Annotated in this window: 15 protein-coding genes and 1 pseudogene; 8 read left to right on the top strand and 8 right to left on the bottom strand. The window is 42.8% G+C overall.

Annotation, left to right across the window (positions count from 1 at the left end):
* Positions 1–806 (bottom strand): annotated as a pseudogene (locus PI95_RS29815) (tRNA (5-methylaminomethyl-2-thiouridine)(34)-methyltransferase MnmD); the annotation flags it as partial.
* A gap of 61 nt (positions 807–867) precedes the next feature.
* Here PI95_RS29815 and PI95_RS29810 point away from each other — a divergent pair.
* Positions 868–1,677: a sulfurtransferase gene (locus tag PI95_RS29810; protein ID WP_039737551.1), complete on the top strand. Its 810-nt coding sequence runs from the start codon at positions 868–870 to the stop codon at positions 1,675–1,677.
* 124 nt (positions 1,678–1,801) lie between these two features.
* Here PI95_RS29810 and PI95_RS35400 read toward each other — a convergent pair whose 3' ends face one another.
* Positions 1,802–3,361, bottom strand: coding sequence for a hypothetical protein (locus tag PI95_RS35400; protein ID WP_039737553.1), 1,560 nt, complete (start codon positions 3,359–3,361; stop codon positions 1,802–1,804).
* A gap of 353 nt (positions 3,362–3,714) precedes the next feature.
* On the opposite strand from PI95_RS35400, the gene PI95_RS29795 reads away from it, so the two are divergent.
* Complete coding sequence (locus PI95_RS29795; RefSeq protein WP_163519311.1) at positions 3,715–5,346, top strand: FecR domain-containing protein; 1,632 nt, start codon at positions 3,715–3,717, stop codon at positions 5,344–5,346.
* 135 nt (positions 5,347–5,481) lie between these two features.
* Here the strand turns inward: PI95_RS29795 and PI95_RS29790 are convergent, their stop codons facing one another.
* Positions 5,482–7,860, bottom strand: coding sequence for a serine/threonine-protein kinase (locus tag PI95_RS29790; RefSeq protein WP_039737554.1), 2,379 nt, complete (start codon positions 7,858–7,860; stop codon positions 5,482–5,484).
* 941 nt (positions 7,861–8,801) lie between these two features.
* Between PI95_RS29790 and PI95_RS29785 the strand changes: the two genes are divergently transcribed.
* Together PI95_RS29785 and PI95_RS29780 are read left to right on the top strand one after the other, a co-directional pair.
* Positions 8,802–9,323, top strand: coding sequence for a LabA-like NYN domain-containing protein (locus tag PI95_RS29785; protein WP_039737558.1), 522 nt, complete (start codon positions 8,802–8,804; stop codon positions 9,321–9,323).
* Positions 9,324–9,417: 94 nt separating this feature from the next.
* Positions 9,418–11,019, top strand: coding sequence for a 2-isopropylmalate synthase (locus PI95_RS29780; RefSeq protein ID WP_163519310.1), 1,602 nt, complete (start codon positions 9,418–9,420; stop codon positions 11,017–11,019).
* A 139-nt stretch (positions 11,020–11,158) separates the two neighbouring features.
* On the opposite strand, the gene PI95_RS29775 is transcribed toward PI95_RS29780, so the two are convergent.
* The 3 genes from PI95_RS29775 to pdxR form a co-directional block, all read right to left on the bottom strand.
* Entirely contained in the window at positions 11,159–12,046 is an 888-nt protein-coding gene (locus PI95_RS29775; RefSeq protein WP_039737561.1) for an NmrA family NAD(P)-binding protein, read from the bottom strand.
* A gap of 1 nt (position 12,047) precedes the next feature.
* A complete protein-coding gene (locus tag PI95_RS29770) occupies positions 12,048–13,031 on the bottom strand; it encodes an NADPH:quinone reductase (protein WP_039737562.1) in 984 nt (327 codons plus the stop codon).
* A 66-nt stretch (positions 13,032–13,097) separates the two neighbouring features.
* A complete protein-coding gene (gene pdxR / locus PI95_RS29765) occupies positions 13,098–14,558 on the bottom strand; it encodes a MocR-like pyridoxine biosynthesis transcription factor PdxR (RefSeq protein ID WP_039737563.1) in 1,461 nt (486 codons plus the stop codon).
* A 130-nt stretch (positions 14,559–14,688) separates the two neighbouring features.
* Between pdxR and PI95_RS29760 the strand changes: the two genes are divergently transcribed.
* Genes PI95_RS29760 through PI95_RS29750 form a run of 3 tightly spaced genes read left to right on the top strand, consistent with a single transcriptional unit; the run spans position 14,689 to position 16,352 of the window.
* Positions 14,689–15,177 carry a GNAT family N-acetyltransferase gene (locus PI95_RS29760; protein WP_163519309.1) on the top strand — a complete coding sequence of 163 codons (489 nt, stop codon included), beginning with the start codon at positions 14,689–14,691 and terminating at the stop codon, positions 15,175–15,177.
* 1 nt (position 15,178) lies between these two features.
* Positions 15,179–15,664 (top strand): GNAT family N-acetyltransferase, encoded by a 486-nt coding sequence (locus PI95_RS29755; protein WP_039737565.1) that lies wholly within the window; start codon positions 15,179–15,181, stop codon positions 15,662–15,664.
* 16 nt (positions 15,665–15,680) lie between these two features.
* Positions 15,681–16,352, top strand: coding sequence for a pyridoxamine 5'-phosphate oxidase family protein (locus tag PI95_RS29750; protein WP_039737568.1), 672 nt, complete (start codon positions 15,681–15,683; stop codon positions 16,350–16,352).
* 6 nt (positions 16,353–16,358) lie between these two features.
* Here the strand turns inward: PI95_RS29750 and PI95_RS29745 are convergent, their stop codons facing one another.
* Positions 16,359–16,937: a peptidoglycan-binding domain-containing protein gene (locus tag PI95_RS29745; protein ID WP_052324648.1), complete on the bottom strand. Its 579-nt coding sequence runs from the start codon at positions 16,935–16,937 to the stop codon at positions 16,359–16,361.
* 368 nt (positions 16,938–17,305) lie between these two features.
* Positions 17,306–18,532, bottom strand: a complete 1,227-nt coding sequence (locus tag PI95_RS29740; protein WP_039737569.1) for a hypothetical protein — start codon at positions 18,530–18,532, stop codon at positions 17,306–17,308.
* A 423-nt stretch (positions 18,533–18,955) separates the two neighbouring features.
* Between PI95_RS29740 and PI95_RS29735 the strand changes: the two genes are divergently transcribed.
* A partial coding sequence (locus PI95_RS29735; protein ID WP_163519308.1) for an AMIN domain-containing protein occupies positions 18,956–19,650 on the top strand: 695 nt, incomplete at its 3' end.

Here is a 19,650-nt window from a genome sequence, read left to right as displayed (position 1 = left end):
GGGGGAGGGGGGAGACAAGGGAGATGGGGAAGACAAGGAAGACGAGGAGGCAAACTCCCCCTGCCCCCTGCCCCCTGCCCCCTGCCCCCTGCCCCCTGCCCCCTGCCCCCTCCTCTTGTATGCGCTGCAACAGTACCAGGCGATCGCACCAGCCACTGGTGGGGTAGAACCGATTTGTAAATCGGCTGCCAAAAGTGCTGTGCGTACTGCCGCAGCACAGGAATAAGTCGCTAATAATCCATCTACGTGTAAACACATAGAGACTTTTTTAATAAATTCAATTGTCCACAATTGCGGACATTGAGGTGGTGAAAAAGGATCGAGAAAAATTGCACACTAAGCGAAAACCTGAGTGATATACTTGCCCTATCGTGCTTCTAGCATCGCCAATTAGTAGCCTTGCCGCTAGATTGTCTCGAAATACTTGATGCTCACTCGCCGTCATTAGTCAAAATTTCCGTATATTCGTAACTCCAATTGTCGAATAAGCGCTCTGGTGCGATCGCCGCAATTGGCACAGATGCATTCAACTCTAAACCGATTACTTCCACATAACAATTGGGATTAACTGCCCAAATTGTCTGCAAAGCAGCTGCGGTATTGTATCCTAACCCATAACAAATATCTAACAAACGCAACACTGGTTTATTAGCTTTCAACGCTAGTTGCGTAGGACTGGCAAACTTGAAAAAACTCTCTTGACGCGCTCCATAATGACTGTGAAAAAACTCGCCAAACTCTTTAGAAACAAACGTAAAAGACCCGTCTGCTGTAGCTTGTGGTATAAAGTTATCATCAATTGTCATTTTTCATTACCAATTACCAATTACCAATTACCAATTACCAATTACCAATTACCAATTACCAATGACCAAATTTGTTGTTTCTGCCGAATGGTTGTTTGCACACCTTGACGATCCGCAAGTTGTGATTGTGGATTGTCGGTTTTCACTTGCCGATCCAATTTTAGGACAACAGCAATATCAAGCAAGTCATATAAGCGGATCTTACTATTTAGACTTAAACCAGGATCTTTCTAGTTCTGTGGGAGAACATGGAGGAAGACATCCTTTACCTAACCCCGCTGATTTAGCGCAGAAGTTATCAACAATTGGGGTGAAGTCAGACACTTTAGTAGTAGCTTACGATGATTCGCGCCTTGCTTTTGCATCTCGTTTGTGGTGGCTTTTGCGTTATTTAGGACATGAACAAGTAGCTGTGCTAACAGGAGGGTTTGCGGGTTGGCAAAAAGCCGGGTATCCCGTCACAGATGCGATTCCCTCTCCTCGAATAGCAACATTCGTCCCGCAACTACAAACACAAATGGTGGTGGATAGGGAAGAAGTTAAAACTCGTAAAGATTTCCCAGGAGTAGTGTTGGTGGATTCACGGGAAAGCGATCGCTTTTCTGGCGAACGAGAACCAATTGATAAAATTGCCGGACATATTAGCGGCGCTGTCAACTATCCTTGGCTAGAAGTTACAGATTCTTCAGGCTACCTACTTTCACCACAACAGCAAAGCGATCGCGCATCCAACCTTGAAAAAGCAGAGGAAATTATAGTTTATTGCGGTTCTGGCGTTACCGCTTGCGTGAATTTATTATCTTTAGAACTAGCCGGCATTAAAGGAGCTAAACTTTATGCTGGCAGTTGGAGTGATTGGATTAGTTATTAGGAGCGTGGTTAAGGGTCAAGAGTCAAGGGTCAAGAGTCAAGGGTCGGTAACATAGTTAATGTTTGCTGTCTAAACTCTGGACTTTTTGACTATTGACTCTGGACTTTTTGACTATTGACTTTTTTCAAAACTTACCTAATTCCCAATTGTAATTGAGACTAAAGAACCAGCCATCAAAATTAATATTTTGGTCGGTAGAACCACCTAAGCTGACACCACCTTGCAAGCTGACATTAGTGGAGTCAGATATTCCATAAGTTAGGTGAGTGTATAACCGATGATATTGGTCTTCTCGTTGGCGCAGCGTAAAGTCTGACAAATTAAACTGGTAGTCAAGACCAACTTGCAGCGATCTTAACCAGTAGTAGCTCAAAGAAAGTAACAAAGAATTGTTTATCCGATTACGACTGTCTGGATCGGCAAAATTAAAACGTAATTCATAAAAGCTGTCTAGCACCAACCTTTGAGTTAGGGGATCTCGCCGTCCTAAAGACAGACGCAGAGAATTTTCATTTAAAAAGCGATCGCCTGCCGAAAAGAAATCGCCATCCTTCGCATAAAACAACTGTTGATTGCTCCAACCGAGTTCACCATACATCCGCCGTGATAGCTGTTGATAAATACTTACGTAGAACCGAATCTGGTTGTAATTAAATTGTGATTGATCTATATAAAAAATCAAATTGCCATCAATTCCCGCACTTAAATAAGTCTTAGGTCCCAAGGCTAAAGGTGCAGAGGCTAGTGTCAGCCCAGAAAAAACCAAGCCATCCTGTATGGGATCAACTTCTGACGAAAAAATATTATTTGTTGCAAAAAATCCCACATAACCCCGCAGGGAGCCTATGGGTTTAAACTTAGCCACAGGCTGTGCTGGCAGTGGCGGTTGTTCTACTGTTGGTGGTAATTGTATGGGTCTGGCTCGTATCTCAATTTCCGCAGAGCTATCATAATCAGGTATGGGTCTCGCCCGTATCTCAATTTCCGCAGAGCTATTTGACTCAGGTAATGTCTCTTTGCCCTCTTGCAGCCGACGTATGAGCCTGTCTAGTCTTTCGGAGTTAGTTAAAGGCGGTTTCTCCAACAATTGCTCTATTGGTGTTGGGGAAGTTTGGGGAAAATCGTTTGGCTGTCCTTCTAACTGTGGTGGCTCATTGCGCTGAACAGAAGTGCTAGGAATGTTTCTTGGTTCTTCCCTTGGTGGGGGATTTGGTGGAGGAGGTGGTGGATTTGGTGGCGGTGTGTCTTTTGGTGGCGGTTGCTGTGAGTATAAAAGCGAATTACAAACTGAGGAGCCAACGCCGTACGAAGACCAGTTGTAGCCACTGGCGTTGCCCAGTTCAAGCCCATGATTAAAGTTAGCGGTTTCAGACGTTGTACTGAGTTGAAAGTACTTGATATTTTCTTTCTCAGCAGCGTAGACGCGTTCGCCCAAGGCAAAGTTGCCGCTCTCTTGCGGCTTGTCGTCAGACATCGCTTTCAAATTAGTATTTTTATGACATGGCTGATGTGTTTCTTCTTTGACAGCCATAGATGATATGATTGATCCGATCGCGTTGTTACGCTCCGGTGTATCTGAATTTGCAGCTAGCGTCGCATCTACTTGGGTGATGCAACACCAGTTTGCACCACTGTACGCTAAGAAAGTCCAAAATAAGAGATTTTTCCGGAACTTGGGTTGCATCTTTAATCGCGTTTGCCAAACTTAGACCCACAAGCTTACTAGGAAGTTCCTGCTAAAAATGTTAAATTTTTGAGCCAATTTAACGACGGTATAAGACTTTCTCCTAAGTCATAAAAAAAATTGATAGTTACTACACTTTCTTATTCAGTTAAATTATGAATTTATCTGAACAAGTTCAACGACATATGTAGTATAATAGTACATTTACGTGTTTTATCTTTAAAGTTTTAAATAAAATTTCAGGAAATATGCGTAAATCAACTGGTTATAACAATTAGCAGGCTTAAACCCTTAATATCAGAAGCTGTGTTGAACTGGCTTGGTATCAGTTAAATATTTAGAGATTCCAAACTATGTTGCGAAAATTATTACCACTTTTAGTCATTGGTGTGTGGGGAATTACGGTGGTGTCTTTGCCTCTTGAGGCAAGTGCGACAACACCTCTAACTCGTGCGGAGATTGAAAAAATCCGCAACTTAGTGCAACTGAAGCCAAAAAATAGACAGCAGCGTCCGGCACGTTCATCAGATGCAATGTTTCCTGGGGATGGAGTGTCCACAGGTAGAGCTTCTCTAGCAGAGTTGCGTTTCAACGATCGCTCTTTAGCACGAGTTGGAGAGCAAGCAGTATTTCAATTTTTGCCGAAGACGCGAAACTTTAAATTGTCCAACGGGACTGTATTGCTACTGATCCCACCCAAGCAAGGGCGAACACGCGTACAAACGCCAAATGCAGCAGCAGCAATTCGCGGTTCCGCATTATTCGTGCGCTATGACGAACAAACAGATACTACAGTAGTCGGCGCACTGACAAATAGCGGTATTGAAGTTTCTAATAAAGATGCTTCCCAAAGTCGGGTTCTAGAAGCCGGACAGATGCTGGTTATAGTTAAAAATAGAATTCAGGGATTATACGAGTTCGATCTGAGAAATTTTTATGAGAGGAGCGATTTAGTTCGGGGACTTGATTTGGCGAGAAAAACCGGTGAGCCTAGTCCAGATCCGGCGATCGCTCAAGTTCAAGAAGAAACAGTCACAGCTTTAGCAGCACAGAAGCCAATTGTCGGTGCGGGAGTTATTGAGAACCCATCTTTTGTAAAGCTTACAGAAAGTTCGCCTACTTCGCCAAGTGCTGCCGATAACAACATTATTAATAACAATTCCGCAGTAGAACCCTTGGTGGATATAGGACAAGTCCTGTCAAATAACGATAAGAAAAAAGACAATTCAAGCGGATCTACACCGATTACAAATCCACCGATTACAAATCCATCGGTTACAACTCCACCGGTTACAACTCCACCGGTTACAACTCCACCGGTTACAACTCCACCGGTTACAACTCCACCGGTTACAACTCCACCGATTACAACTCCACCAGTTACACCTCCACAGTCTGAAAGTCCAGGAGAAAGACCACCAGTTACAACTCCACCGATTACAACTCCACCAGTTACAATCCCACCAGTTACAACTCCACCAGTTACACCTCCACAGTCTGAAAGTCCAGGAGAAAGACCACCAGTTACAACCCCACCGATTACAATCCCACCAGTTACAATCCCACCGGTTACAACCCCACCAGTTACAACTCCACCAGTTACAACTCCACCAGTTATAACTCCACCCCAGATAGAATCACCTACACCTCCACCAGTTACAACTCCACCGATTACAACTCCACCAGTTACAACTCCACCGATTACAACCCCACCAGTTACAACTCCACCGATTACAACCCCACCAGTTACAACCCCACCAGTTACAACTCCACCAGTTATAACTCCACCCCAGATAGAATCACCTACACCTCCACCGGTTACTCCACCAGTTACAACTCCACCGGTTACTCCACCAGTTACAACTCCACCGGTTACTCCACCGGTTACAACTCCACCAGTTACAACTCCACCGGTTACTCCACCGGTTACAACTCCACCAGTTACAACTCCACCAGTTACACCACCAGTTAAACCAAGCACATGAAATTATCCGACTGAATCAAACATTCAGTCGGGTTAAGTGAAGAAACAATTCAAGCAAAGCTAGTTTGCAGTTCGTAGTTAGCGCTTCAGCGCTGAAGCGCTAACTACGAACTTTAATTTTTTCATGTGCAGCTAACTAATTTTTTCTCTCGAATTTGTCAAATGGTCGTGGAAGAATTGATGTGGAAGATGGTGGTTGGGGGGTGTCTTCATCTAGCCAAGGTGTGGTGGGAGTGTCTGTATCTTCTAAAGATAAAGTACTTGCCTCATAGTGTCTTTGTTTAGAACTTCTCAACTCATCAAGCGCTTCCAGAGCTAGGGATGCAGATTGATAGCGTTGTTTAAAGTCATCCAGCACCATTTTACTAAGAATCTGTGCCAAGGCGTGACTGACGTTTGCTTTGTCGATCCATTTCAATTCTTCTTCCTCATCTCTATCTAATTCATGGGGATGTTTGCCAGTCAAGGCTTTAATACCAATCATGCCAACTGCATAGATGTCACTACTGTATTGCGGACGCCCAAAACATTGTTCGCTTGGTGCATAACCTTTAGTACCAATACCGATGGTAAAGGCTGTTTGCTCTGGATTATTAAGCAGTTGTGTGGTGACTTCTTTAACGGCACCAAAGTCAATTAGTACGAGTTTACCGTCATCTCGGCGCATGATGTTGCTGGGTTTAATATCCCGGTGAATTTTGCCGTTGTCATGAACAAATGCTAATGTTTGCAATAAGTCGCGCAACATCTCGATAACTGCGGTTTCGGGTATGAGTCTACCTGCTGGAAGTTCCTGATTGAGAGGATGACCGATTATGTATTCTTGAATTAAGTAAAATTCTTCGTCTTCTTCAAAATAAGCCAATAACTGAGGAATTTGGGGATGTGTTCCTAGTTTTTCTAAAGTTTCCGCTTCTGATTTAAACAAACGTCTGGCAATTTCTAAGCTTTCTGATTTGGTATTGCCTGGTTTTAACTGCTTAACAACACATAGCGGGTTTTGCGGACGTCTGGTATCTTCAGCAATGTAGGTTTCGCTGAATCCTCCTGAACCGAGAACTTTGACAATTTTGTAGCGTCCGTCAAGTATTTTACCCGCTATTGCTTTTTCTCTTTGCAGAAGCAGGTCTTGCAGGTCATCTTGCATACTGATAATTTCTTGAGCAACATGATTAGATGCATATTTCTGAAGAATATTGACTAATTGGCTTTTTCTTAACTTTTCTTTAGCTACTTCGGTTCCGAGATAAGAAAGCCCGATCGCACCCATCGCCATCATTGGCACTGTAGTCGGTAAAATTAACTGATTATATAAAAAAATAGAATAACTAATTCCGCCCCAAATCGTTGCTAGGGCACTCATAGCGAAAAATCTAATTATGCCTCGCTTGCTGCGAGTAACTATCAGCGCACATCCACCAACTAACCCCAGCACAAACAAACCTTGCAGAAATGGATTTTTAATTGCTTGAGCGATCGCTTTTCCTTGCATTAAAGTGGCGATCGCATTCGCATGAATTTCTACCCCTGCCATTTGTTCAGAACTTGGGGCAGCAGCTACTGCATGATAATCATTACTTAACTTGTCGGTTGCCCCAATCAAAACTATTTTATCTTTGAAAATTTTTCCTTGCTGTAAATAAGAGTTCCAATTTTCCGGATCGAGTACGTACCAAAAAGGAATATGCTCAAATGTTCCCGCACCGTAAAAATACAGGCGATCGCCTTTTGATCGCGGATATTTCACGTTTGCTGCCCCTAGCACCGCTTCATCAAACGATGGTATTTTATCTGCTGGGACAAAACCTTCGTTTTCGGCTAACAACTTGGGAAATTCACTTGCCAAGCGGTGAATTTTGCCATCTACCTCTAGAGGGAAATTTACTGAACCTATTGACACTGACCCGGTACGAAACTGCGCTTGAGGCTGGGACAGTTGCCAAAATTTGCCTTGATGCGTCTCAAAAGACTCGTAAAGTGCGCCTAAAGTAACTTTGTCACCGTAACGTTGCAAAGACTGTTGCAACTTTTGATCGTCGGCAGTATCCTCAAGATTTGCCTTATCAAATACTACATCTAATGCTACCGAGCGTGCCCCCGCTTTCATCAATTTATCAATTACCTGGGCGTATGCCTCACGTTTATAAGGAAATTTTTGCAGCGGTTCAAAGTAGGCATACTGCTGCGGGTCTGCTTGATAGTATTGTCCAGGAGTTGATGTTGACTGATCGTCAATTGCCAATATCACGATATCTTCTGGCGGTGCCACAGAGCCGCGCATTTGATAAAAAGTAGAAAGTGCTTGACTTTCCATCAATTGCGTTAAACCCAAACCAGAAGCACTCAGCAATGCTGCACTTAATGCGGAAGTACCAGCAAGTAGATGACCTAAACGAGTCATCTGCTTTGAGAAACGTGCTAGTGCCGTCGCGGTCGTTTTTGTCGATTTACTTGACAGTCTATTGGCAGCAGAGACATAGTTTTTAGGTAAGGTAGATTTAGATTCTTCTGCCATATCGTGTTATTCATAGATTTACGTACAATGATTTTATTTATTTACACCCTGTTATAGTCCCACTATCTTGACATAATACTTAAATGAAAAACTTATACATTTGTAACTTATTCTTTATTTTTTACCAAATCGTAAGTAAAGCTCTTATATAAAGCCATAAACGAAACATAGCTTCATATATTTTAGTAAGGCAAGTGATTATATATGATTGTTCCACTAGAGTAGCTTGGTTCGGTTACAACGAGCGTGTATACTCAATTCTCGAATACCTTCTTTGGTTCCGCGATCAGCGGATGTGCATTCGTGACGGTGCTGGGCTAAAGCTCGAGAGTGCTCATGTCTGGCATCCTTAAAGAGATAGACACGGGACTAAAAGTGCAAATCCGTTAATCTAGCGGTTGAAGTAGCTTTAAAGGCGTGTTGTCAATTGCTTTAAAGACAAAATCTATAGATAACGATGATTATATCCTACTTCCAGCCTACGCATACCTCTTTAGGAGTAAACTTAACTGTTATATGGCTAACCAAGCTGTTATTAAGTCAATTTTATTGGTAGATTTTGATTATCAGGTATTTATTCTAGAGGTGTTCCATAAAAATAAAGCGTTTTCTGGTGTGTGTTAGAGAGTGTTGGTGGGTATTGAAGATTTAGGATGAACTTGATCGCATTTATTTCTTCTCCCTTGGCGCTAGCCTCTCCCAAAGGGAGAAGGGGAGACGCGTTGCGCGAAGGCATTATGCTACCTAAAGTAAAAAAGGTTCAGCACCCAATTGAAAGCCCACTCCAATGTTTCAGCCGATTTTATCAATTGAAAGAGGTAACGTCAAAGCTAGAAATGACGATATAGTTTATAGATATTAGCAAATTTATCATTTTATTATTGCTATAATCTATTGTTCAATCTAAATGCTTTTCTATATATATTAGGTGTAACTTTACTATGGGTTCTCCAATGAATCGTCTATCTATTTTTGTAGATGGAAACAATATGTTCTATGCTCAACAAAAAAATGGCTGGTTTTTTGATCCGCGACGCGTCTTAGAATATTTTAGAAACGAGCATCACGAAACAGCCTTAATCAATGCCTTTTGGTACACTGGCTTAAAAGACCCACAAGATCAGCGAGGGTTTAGGGATGCTCTAATCAGTTTGGGATATACAGTCAGAACTAAAATTCTCAAAGAATATTATGATGATTCCTCCGGTCGTTATTCACAAAAAGCAAATTTAGATATAGAAATTGTTGTAGATATGTTTAATACAGTAGATCAATACGACCGAGTAGTTTTATTTAGTGGTGATGGAGATTTTGAAAGAGCAATAGAATTATTAAGAGGAAAAAATACTTATATAACAGTAGTATCGACAGAAGGAATGATAGCCAGAGAGTTACGTAATGCTACTGATAGATATATAGATTTGAACGATATCCGGGATAAAATAGAAAAAACTGAAGGTTGATATTCTTAGCAATTATTTACAAATCAGGAGTAAAGAAAATTAATATTAAAGATATTTCCAAAGAAAAAGTAGAAACGCTAATAATGAGATGAAAATGAACAACGAAGAGAGAATTATCATTTTTGATACGACCCTGCGAGATGGCGAACAGTGCCCGGGTGCGACTTTGAATATAGACGAAAAGCTGGCGATCGCCAAGCAGCTAGCCCGTCTTGGGGTAGATGTCATCGAAGCGGGTTTCGCTTTTGCCAGTCCTGGAGATTTTCAGGCAGTCAGCAAAATCGCGGAAACTGTCGGACAAGAAAATGGTCCGGTAATTTGTAGTTTGGCAAGAGCGATTAAAGCAGATATTGAAGCTGCCGCACAAGCATTGAAACCAGCAGCCAAAGGCAGAATTCACACATTTATTTCTACTTCTGATATTCATTTAGAGTATCAGCTCAGAAAGTCACGCTCAGAAGTATTGGCGATCGCCGAAGAAATGGTAGCTTATGCCAAAAGCTTCATGGCAGATGTAGAATTTTCGCCGATGGATGCTGTGCGTTCCGATCCAGAATATCTTTACCAAGTATTAGAGCGAGCGATCGCAGCTGGGGCAACAACAGTTAACATTCCTGACACAGTGGGTTATACTACCCCGTGCGAATTTGGAGCGCTAATTAAGGGAATTAAAGAAAATGTCCCCAACATCGACCAAGCAATTATTTCCGTTCACGGACATAATGATTTAGGTTTGGCAGTTGCTAACTTCCTAGAAGCGGTAAAAAATGGCGCAAGGCAGTTAGAATGTACCATCAACGGAATTGGTGAACGTGCAGGAAATGCCTCGCTAGAAGAATTAGTTATGGCGTTGCATGTTAGGCGACAATATTTTAATTCGTTCTTAGGAAGACCAGCAGAATCCGAAGAACCACTGACAAATATCGACACTCGTCAAATTTACAAAACATCGCGCTTAGTTTCCAATTTGACGGGAATGTTAGTGCAAGCAAATAAAGCAATAGTGGGGGCAAATGCTTTTGCTCACGAATCTGGAATTCACCAAGATGGTGTGCTAAAAAACAAGCTCACCTATGAAATTATGGATGCTCAATTGATTGGATTGACAGACAATCAAATCGTTTTGGGTAAACATTCAGGCAGAAATGCTTTCCGTACTCGGTTGAAAGAATTGGGCTTTGAACTTTCAGAAAGCGAGTTAAACAAAGCATTTGTTAGGTTCAAAGAAGTAGCCGATAAAAAGAAAGAAATTTCTGATTGGGATTTGGAAGCGATCGTTAACGATGAGATTCAACAAGCACCCGATTTGTTTAAATTAGAGTTGGTGCAAGTTTCTAGTGGCGATCGCGCACGTCCCACCGCAACTGTCACCCTCCGCACCCCAGAAGGTGAAGAATTAACTGACGCAGCGATCGGTACAGGACCCGTAGATGCGGTTTATAAAGCAATTAACCGCGTCGTTAACGTCCCAAATCAGTTAATTGAGTTTTCCGTACAGTCGGTAACAGAAGGTATTGATGCTTTAGGGGAAGTAACCATCCGCTTGCGGTATGAATCTCAAGTATTTGCCGGACACGCGGCGAATACAGACATCATCGTTGCCTCCGCTCAAGCTTACGTAAATGCACTGAATAGATTGTATGCTTATTTGCGGCAATCTCAAAAGCAAGAACAGGTAACTGCCCAGCAAATTTAATACAATATTTGCCGTAGAGACGTTCCATCGGAACGTCTCTACAATACGTCGATAAATTCAACGCCGTGATTATAACTTCGTAGTGAGGACTTCAGTCCTCATCCAACCTCATCTAATAAGAAAAGGACTGAAGTCCTTACTACAACTGTGCTTTATTATTGCGGACGAATTCGCGAAACATAGTTGCTTTTTGTCCGGTAATTTCCGGAATATTATCATAAACGTCAGCAAAATCGGGAAGTTTTCCCGCTTGCAATAGTTCCATCTGACGAACGATGCACTCAAAGTAAGCAGGTTCCATCGTTTGTCCGATGGGAAGCGATCGCATCTGGGCAGCAGGTAACGGTTCGTAAGTGATGATTTTGTCAAGTTCCTCTGAGAGGATTTGCGCGGCTTCAGTCATATTCAGCGCTTCTACACTCAGGAAATATCGTTCTCCTGCGTGCTTCTGCGGGTCACGCAAGGCAGCTGCCGCAACACTAGCCAAATCAAAACAATCTATCAATCCGATGCGTTCCTGACCGAAAAACATGCGAAGTTTGTTATCTTGCACTGCACCGAAGAAATTTTGCATGAATGCGTTGGGATGCAGGTGAGTCCAGGCGATACCGCTGGCTTCGATGTATGTTTCAATAAGTTGATGCCAGATGTAATGGCGAATCAATTTTGTTTGCGGGCGATCGCGTTGATGAAATGTACCGACGTGTACAATATATTCAACACCTGCGTTTTTCGCAGCATCAGTTAAGTTTTTCCCTTGACTGAGCATGTCCACGGTGTAGCCTGTAATCATAAATAGACGTTGTACACCTTGCAATGCTTTTTCATAAGTCGAAAGAACTTCAAGGTCAAGATGTACAGTTGAGATACCGCGTTTTCTAAAGGTTTCAGCTTGTTCGGGTTTGCGAACTGCAACGCATATCTCAACATTGTCTGAACCAGCGTCTTTTTCTAATAGATTGACAAGGTGAGAACCTGTTCTGCCAGTAGCACCGAGAATTAAAGCAACAGGATGAGAATTACTCATTTTATGCAATCTCCACAACCAAATTACCAACAGCTTGTCCGCTTTCCATCATTTCATGTGCGGCAGCAATTTGCGATAAAGGAAAACGTTGAGCAATTACATGATGCAATCCAGCTTTTAAACAAGTTGTAATGTCTTCTGCGGCTTTCTGATGCGCTTCTTTCGTCATCATATAAACTAGCACGTAATGAACCGTGACATTTTTGTAGACTAAAGAATAAAAAGGTATCTGCGGTTCTTTATTTGAATCAGACGCATAGGTGGCAATAATTCCATTGCGCTTCAGCACTGCCAAGTTAGTTTCTAAATTACTGGCAAAGTCCACATCAACAACTCGATCGACGCCTTTATTATCTGTTATTTCTTTAATCCGAGCGGCGACATCTTCTGTTTTATAATTGATCGCATAATCTGCTTTCCCCAAACGAGCGATTTCCGCTTTCTGCGGAGAACTGACGGTGGTGATAACTTTTGCACCACCCCATTTTGCCAACTGAATCGCATAGTTACCAACTGCACCCGCACCACCAGTTACGAGGATTGTTTGTCCAGTGACTGCACCATCTTTAAAGACGCAATTATGCGCCGTCATTGCCGGAACACCCAAACAAGCGCCGGCGGCAAATTCGGTGTTATCCGGTAATAAAACTGCATTTTCACTCGGTATAACTACATATTCTGCCGCAGTCCCAGATGGATGCGCCAAAGTTGCTTCATAAATCCAAACTCTTTCCCCCACTCTTTCAGGAGATACCCCTTCTCCCACTGCGTCAATTATCCCGGCTCCATCATTGTGAGGAATTACCCGTGGATGTCGCATTTTTAGCCCACCCCAGCCACTGCGCTGCTTGACATCCGATGGATTGACACCAGATGCGTACACTCGCACGCGGACTTCACCTGCACCTGGTTGGGGAATTTCTACTTCACCAATATTTAGTACTTCTTCAGGATTGCCAAGTTGCTCATACCATGCTGCTTTCATAGTTTTTATTGTTTGAGGTTCAATTTTACAAAGAGCGCAATGCTAAGATGAGGACTGAAGTCCTCACTACGAAATTATCTCAGCTAATTTGCGAATTGCTTCGACTAGTTGCTGTTGTGTGAGTTCGCTGTAGCCAAAGATAAATTCTCCTGTGCGATGCGGTTTGAGATACTGAGGAGCAGCAGACATCATGGTGATACCAACTTTTGCAGCACGTTTAATTATCTCTTCATCGCTTATATGGGTGTGTAACTGTACCATCAAATGAATTCCCGCTTTTTCGCCTAAAATTGTGGCTTTTTCTCCAAAGTTAATTTTTAAGGCTTTGACGAGAACTTGACGACGGCGATCGTAAAGTTCGCGCATTTTTCTGATGTGACGTTCTAGATGTCCTTCGGCGATGAAGTCTGCAAGCACTTGCTGTTCTAATATTGGTAAATGGCGATCGCTTAACCACTTCGCACGGGCAAATAAAGCAACTAAGCTTTTTGGCAGCACTAAATAACCAATCCGCAAGCCAGGAAACAGCACTTTGGAAAAAGTACCAATATACAGCACTGAATCACTGCGATCCAATCCTTGCAAAGCCGGAATCGGGCGATCGCCATAACGATACTCGCTATCATAATCATCTTCGATAATCATCGCTCCAGTTTGCTGTGCCCAAGCGAGTAATTCCAAGCGACGCGGTAGAGATAAAGTTGCGCCGGTGGGGAATTGATGAGAAGGTGTCACGTAAACCAGCCGAATCGGTTCGTTTGTATAATTTGTTAGTTCTTTAACTAGCAAACCTGACTCATCCACAGCAATCGGTAAAAGTTTCGCACCTTGAGTCTGAAAAATTAACCGAGCGCTGAGATAACCTGGATCTTCAAGTGCAATAATATCACCGGGCGCAATCAACAAACGAACAATTAAATTCAGTGCTTGCTGTGTACCGTTAGTAATTAGCACTTGATCCGCTTCGCACTTCACAGCGCGGGAAGATAGATAAAAAGCGATCGCTTCTCGTAACTTTTTATAACCCAAAGGATCTATTGAATAGTCCAACCAATTCAAATTAGAGCTACAATAACGCCCAAGTAGCCTGCGCCACAACTTTATCGGAAACTCCTCAAAAGCCGGTCGTCCGTAGCGAAAGCTAATTGGGGCATTTACTTCAGCAATTCTAGGGACATCCTCTGTATTAGATAAAGTGATTGCATACTGATTTAACTTGACTGGTGGACGAGTAATTTTTCCAGCAGACTCAATCGGTGTTGAACGCAACAAATCATCCGGAAGTTGAGCGCAGACAAACGTACCAGAACCCACAACAGTTTCTAAATAACCCTCGCAAAGTAGTTGTTCATAGCTTTGGGTAACAGTAGTACGAGAAATACCGAGAGATTTCGCAAGCGATCGCGTAGAAGGAATCCGTCCTCCAGGTGACAACCGTCCGCTAAGAATGCAGTATCGCAGTTCTTGATAAAGCTGCTGATGTAAAGCTAAAGAGGAATTATTGTCAAGCCTTATTGCTAAATCCATACTCTGCGTACCTTTGCGTTTACCTTTGCGAACCTTTGCGTTTCAATCCAAAGTGGACTTATATTAAATCACAAAAGTGGCTCTTGTATAAGACCACTTTGATAATTACGCTTTAAAAGTGCCAATGGAAATGTCCAGAAAACAAGCCAGAGGAGAGTTGATGAACACCAAAAACTGCGTTGCTCGCAGAGCAAAACTTGAAGATTTGACAACTTTGGTGAACTTTAATCAAGCACTAGCTCAAGAAGCTAGAGGTGAAAAGCTTAATCCACAACTTCTAACTCAAGGAATTGAAGCAGTTTTGAGTGACTCTAACCGTGGTTTTTATACAGTTGTCGAACTTGAAAGCAAGACAGTCGCAACCGCTTTAGTAACCTTTGAGTGGAGTGACTGGAGGAATGCTTGGTTTTGGTGGTTACAGGATGTATATGTTGAACTCAATTATCGTCAACAAGGGATTTTTCGTTTTCTTTACACGCATTTGAAAACCGAAGCACAGACAGCAAATGTGTGTGGGTTACGTTTGTATGTCTACAAAGGTAATACAAAAGCCCAGGAGGTTTACAGAAAAATGGGGATGAATTCCTCAAACTCTCTCATATTTGAGGAGTACCTGTAAAGTGACACAAAGACAAATCATCATCAGAGAAGCAACAACCCAAGAAGACTCATTGATCGCACAGCACTTTTACCAAATGTGGCAAGATATGGGCATCCCGCAAGATGGCATCAACCCAGACTGGCATAATATCACCCTTGAGTATATCGACATGGCGCGTCGAGATTTGTTTTACAAAGCTTTTGTCGCAGAAATTGATGATGTAATTGTTGGTTCTGCAAGTTGTCAAATCATTGGGGATTTATTCCCGAATATTTTTAAACCAGAGTACCGCAAAACCGGATACATTTGGGGCGTTTACGTCGAACCATCTTACCGCAGACAAGGCATAGCCAAACAATTAACTAGCATAGCAGTAGAGTATTTGAAGGCGATCGCCTGCACCCAAGTAGTTCTTGGCGCCTCACCAGCAGGTAAACCAGTATATTCCAGTCTTGGTTTCTCCCAAGGCAATCAAATGATACTCAAGCTCGTAGTGAGCGCTTAAGCGCTGCAAATCATCTATGAATAATCCAGAAAACTTAACTCCCACACAACGCAGCCAAATCAAACGAGTACCTCAGCGCGGAAATTATGAACGCCAAGTTATCTATCAAATTTTGGATGAAGGCTTAATTTGTCATCTTGGATTTGCAATAGATAATCAGCCGTTCGTCATTCCCACTGCTTACGGTCGCGTAGAAGACCAACTTTACATACATGGTTCACCAGCAAGTCGCATGTTGCGCTCTTTAATTACTGGTATTGAAGTTTGCCTTACCGTCACCTTACTTGATGGTTTGGTAATGGCGCGTTCAGCCTTCCATCACTCAATGAACTACCGTTCTATAGTCATATTTGGTACAGCAAGCGTAGTAAAAGATGCCGAAGAAAAGCTAGAAGCTCTACGAGCTTTCACCGAGCATGTAGTACCCGGACGATGGGCAGAAGTGCGCCAACCCAGCCGCCAAGAATTACAAGGAACCTTAGTACTATCGCTTCCCTTAGCCGAAGCATCTGCCAAGATACGGACTGGTGCGCCATTAGATGATGAAATAGATTACGATTTACCAGTGTGGGCGGGTGTTGTACCATTGCAATTAGTTGCTGGTGAAGCGATCGCTGATTCTCGTTTGCAACCAGGTATTACTCCACCGACTTATATACAAAATTACACTCGCGTGCATGTAAAATAAAATGCATCAATTATGGCAATTGACATCTGAAAATTTTCCTAGCCAAGCCTGCTCGTGCTTTTCATAACAGCTGTCAATCATGTTAACGTAACAGTATTTCGCATGAGCATCTAACTTAATTAACGCCTTCCAGGTTTGAGGATTAATCACACCATCGGCGGTCATTTGGCAGGATACCTGAAAATCTTTGACAGCAGCAGCAGTTTTTTGTTGAAAGATACCATCAACTGCACCAAAATAGTAACCAGCGTATCTTAGTGCCTCTTGAACAGCTTTAACTACCGAACTAGCAGTACCAACATGCAAGCGTGGCAAGCTAGCAGGTCCGTCACACAAGAAAGCCCAAGTTTTTGGTCCGACAATGCCATCTATCGGTAAAAAAGTCAGGCATTGCAGGTATTTAACCGCAATTAAAGTGTTTTGATTAAAGTAGCCAGTTTCCGCCACATTTTGGGGAAACGACGATGCGGTATCAAATTCCCTTAGCCGCTGATTGAGAATATTTTGCATTTGTTTGACCTCTTCACGACTCGCACCTAATTCTAGGGTTGGTCTGTGGAGAAGATATGGAATTACCCTCACCATAATCTAGATATCTCCTTGATGCTTTTTTAGCTGATAGAAGAAGATCCATATGGTTTATGGTTATTCCGGAGAATCTTTGGGGTAATTTCTTTGGGTATAGCTTGTATGGTTCTGTATCGATGCAAGCACGCAACCTTGAGGCGATAAGCAAAGCTTAAACCTTTGCTTATCGCCTAATTCATCTGCTTGATATCATGTCCAGGCAATCACCCACAATTCATGAAGAACCCCTCCCCAACCCTCCCCGCTTGCGGGGAGGGTGCCACAGGCGGGTGGGGTTCTTTTATTATGGTTATTTATTAGGACATGATATGATTGGTGCAACGCCGCTTTTTTTGTCGCCGTAAGAGTGGCAACGAGCACTGCTTCTAATTTCCAATTGGTGATGCTAAAGGTTGGCGTGGTGTACCACCTCCACCAATGCTGTTCGGTCTGTTGTTGTCCACAACCTTCACCGCATCAATGATTTTGGCGAAGTCAGCTTGGAGCGCTGCATCTCCATGAACTTGATGTCCGGTGACTTGCTCGTACTCTTGCTCGGCGCTTCGCTCAAAGCAGAGGTAATTGTAGTCCCAGCCGGAATCGTCAACGACATAAGCACCGTAGTCTTGCATCGCTTTAAAGATTTTCTTGCCTGCTTTGCTAGTCAGTCCCAAGCTCTCTGCTGTGACATCGGGCGGAATTGCTAGCAACGAACCCATAACCAGCGCCGGATTCGAGCCATGATATTGGTTTGGTGCATTAAAATCAGCGAGACGGGCAGGCCACCGACGACCGGGAGTTGACGATGCAGAATTGTAGTGCAGCCATTTGCCCCAGATAACAATCTTGAGTGCGTGAGGGATAGGCTTGTTGTTGAACAACTCACCTTTGCGAATACTACCGCCAATGCTCGACATCCCCGAACCACCATGTCCACCGTCAATGCCATCACCGTAGATGTCCTGCTGTCCAAACCAGACGCCGTAAAGCGGGGCACCCTCCTCACAACGGGTGGTGACGTTATAAGATACCAGGGTTTTGCCATCCGGCATTAAGAACGCCGAGGAGTTGTTGGGAGTAGACCCTGGCTTTGCATCCTCAATGACGAGATCGTAAGGAACGTTCAACGGTTGACCCGCTTCGGGATGCCATTGCGCCTGCTGCTGCGGCGTAGTGCCAGTGCAGCGACCTTGACCCCAAGAACCAGGCATATAGGTTGGCACAGCTGGGTCACTTTCCTTGGTTATGATGAACCAGTCGGTGTCAACTCCAACGCTCGTTGAGCCGATATAGGCATCAACGTATTGCGCGTTTGATCCAATCGGCATATTCCAAATACTGTCGCAGGCAAACGGCTGTTTGTACTTGTCGCGTGCTTTACTTTGACTGCATTTGCTAGCATCCGAGCTGAATGTTGGAGTGCTGGCTTGGGCTATGAAAGTGGGAGTAGTAGGAGTTGGGTGTGAAAGCCTTCTTGAGCTATTTGCTAGCTGCGGTTTAGTATCTTTACTCAGACTCAAGCTTGATTGATTTTGAATGCTAGCGCTGATTAGGGAAGCAGCATTGAGAGCATGGCTAATAGTACTCAAGGTACTAGAATCAGAAATTATCATTTGCCTCTTCTCTTTTGATCAAGGTTGGCTGAAGCTCACACAAAAGTGAGTTTTCTTGCTCCAAGTTGGTAGAGGCAAAACCCTGAAAAACTCTTTCTTTAACTCCAAGGGACTTGGCATCCTCATTGGATTTGAGTTTATATCAACCCGAAGTGAAGTAAAGCCTGCTTACGTAAGTAAGGGCTTAAACTTTTCCTCAAGTTGTCTACTTTACACAAACTTGTTCAGAATATGTCAAAACTTTAAGTATGTCAATGCGTAATTCTAATGAAGAGAAATCATAGTATTTTGCCTTCATTTTTATCGCGCAAAACCATATCTCGTTTATTTTGTCAATCCGTAATTTTTAAAATTGTAGCATTTATGTCATTTCGTCAGCTTTATACCACTTACCGTTCATTGTGCTTTCAATGGTAATTCAAGATGAAACATCGTCTATTTTACTCACTTTCTTTTGCTGCAAGCTTATTAATACTGTTTGCTCAACACAGCAAAGCACAAATTACACAAATTACCGGAATTAAATACAAATTAACTGAGAGAGGATTGGAAATAATTTTAGTTACTCCCACCCCCAAAAATCTGCTGAGTTTTCCAAGAATACAAGGTAATACCCAAATATTTAATATTTCCAATACTCAATTATCTTTACCTTGTAGCAATAATTTTCGTCGCAACAAACCAGTCCCAGAAATTCAATTTATTAGTGTCACTTCTCAGAATAACAACGGAATCAGCATTGCCGTGAGGGGTGAAAAGACCTTACCAAAACTACTTGTGTTCATAAGTCAGGCAAAAATTGATTGCATCAAATGCAGTTTTCAATATCCAGAGGAGTTAAGAAAAAAAGGTATTGAAGGCAGAGCCGAGGTAGTTTTGGATATTGATGAACAAGGTAATGTTATCAAGATGAGTTTAGGTAGTTCTAGCGGCAATACTCAACTTGATAATGCTATTTTGACACAAGTAAGAGACATGAAATTTACAGCTAATGCCTGTGGAGAAACAAATCTTATTCTCAGGGCGAATCCTTCCCTAGACAAATGTGGACAGCCTTCAATCAAAAATGTCGTGGGGGATCGAGGATCTACAAAACAAGGCTGTCCACATTTGTCGTG

Origin of the sequence: Hassallia byssoidea VB512170, from assembly GCF_000817785.2 — a bacterium.
In the GTDB taxonomy this organism is placed as follows: Bacteria; Cyanobacteriota; Cyanobacteriia; order Cyanobacteriales; family Nostocaceae; genus Hassallia; species Hassallia carrinoi.
This window is presented reverse-complemented; position numbering and strand designations above follow the sequence as displayed.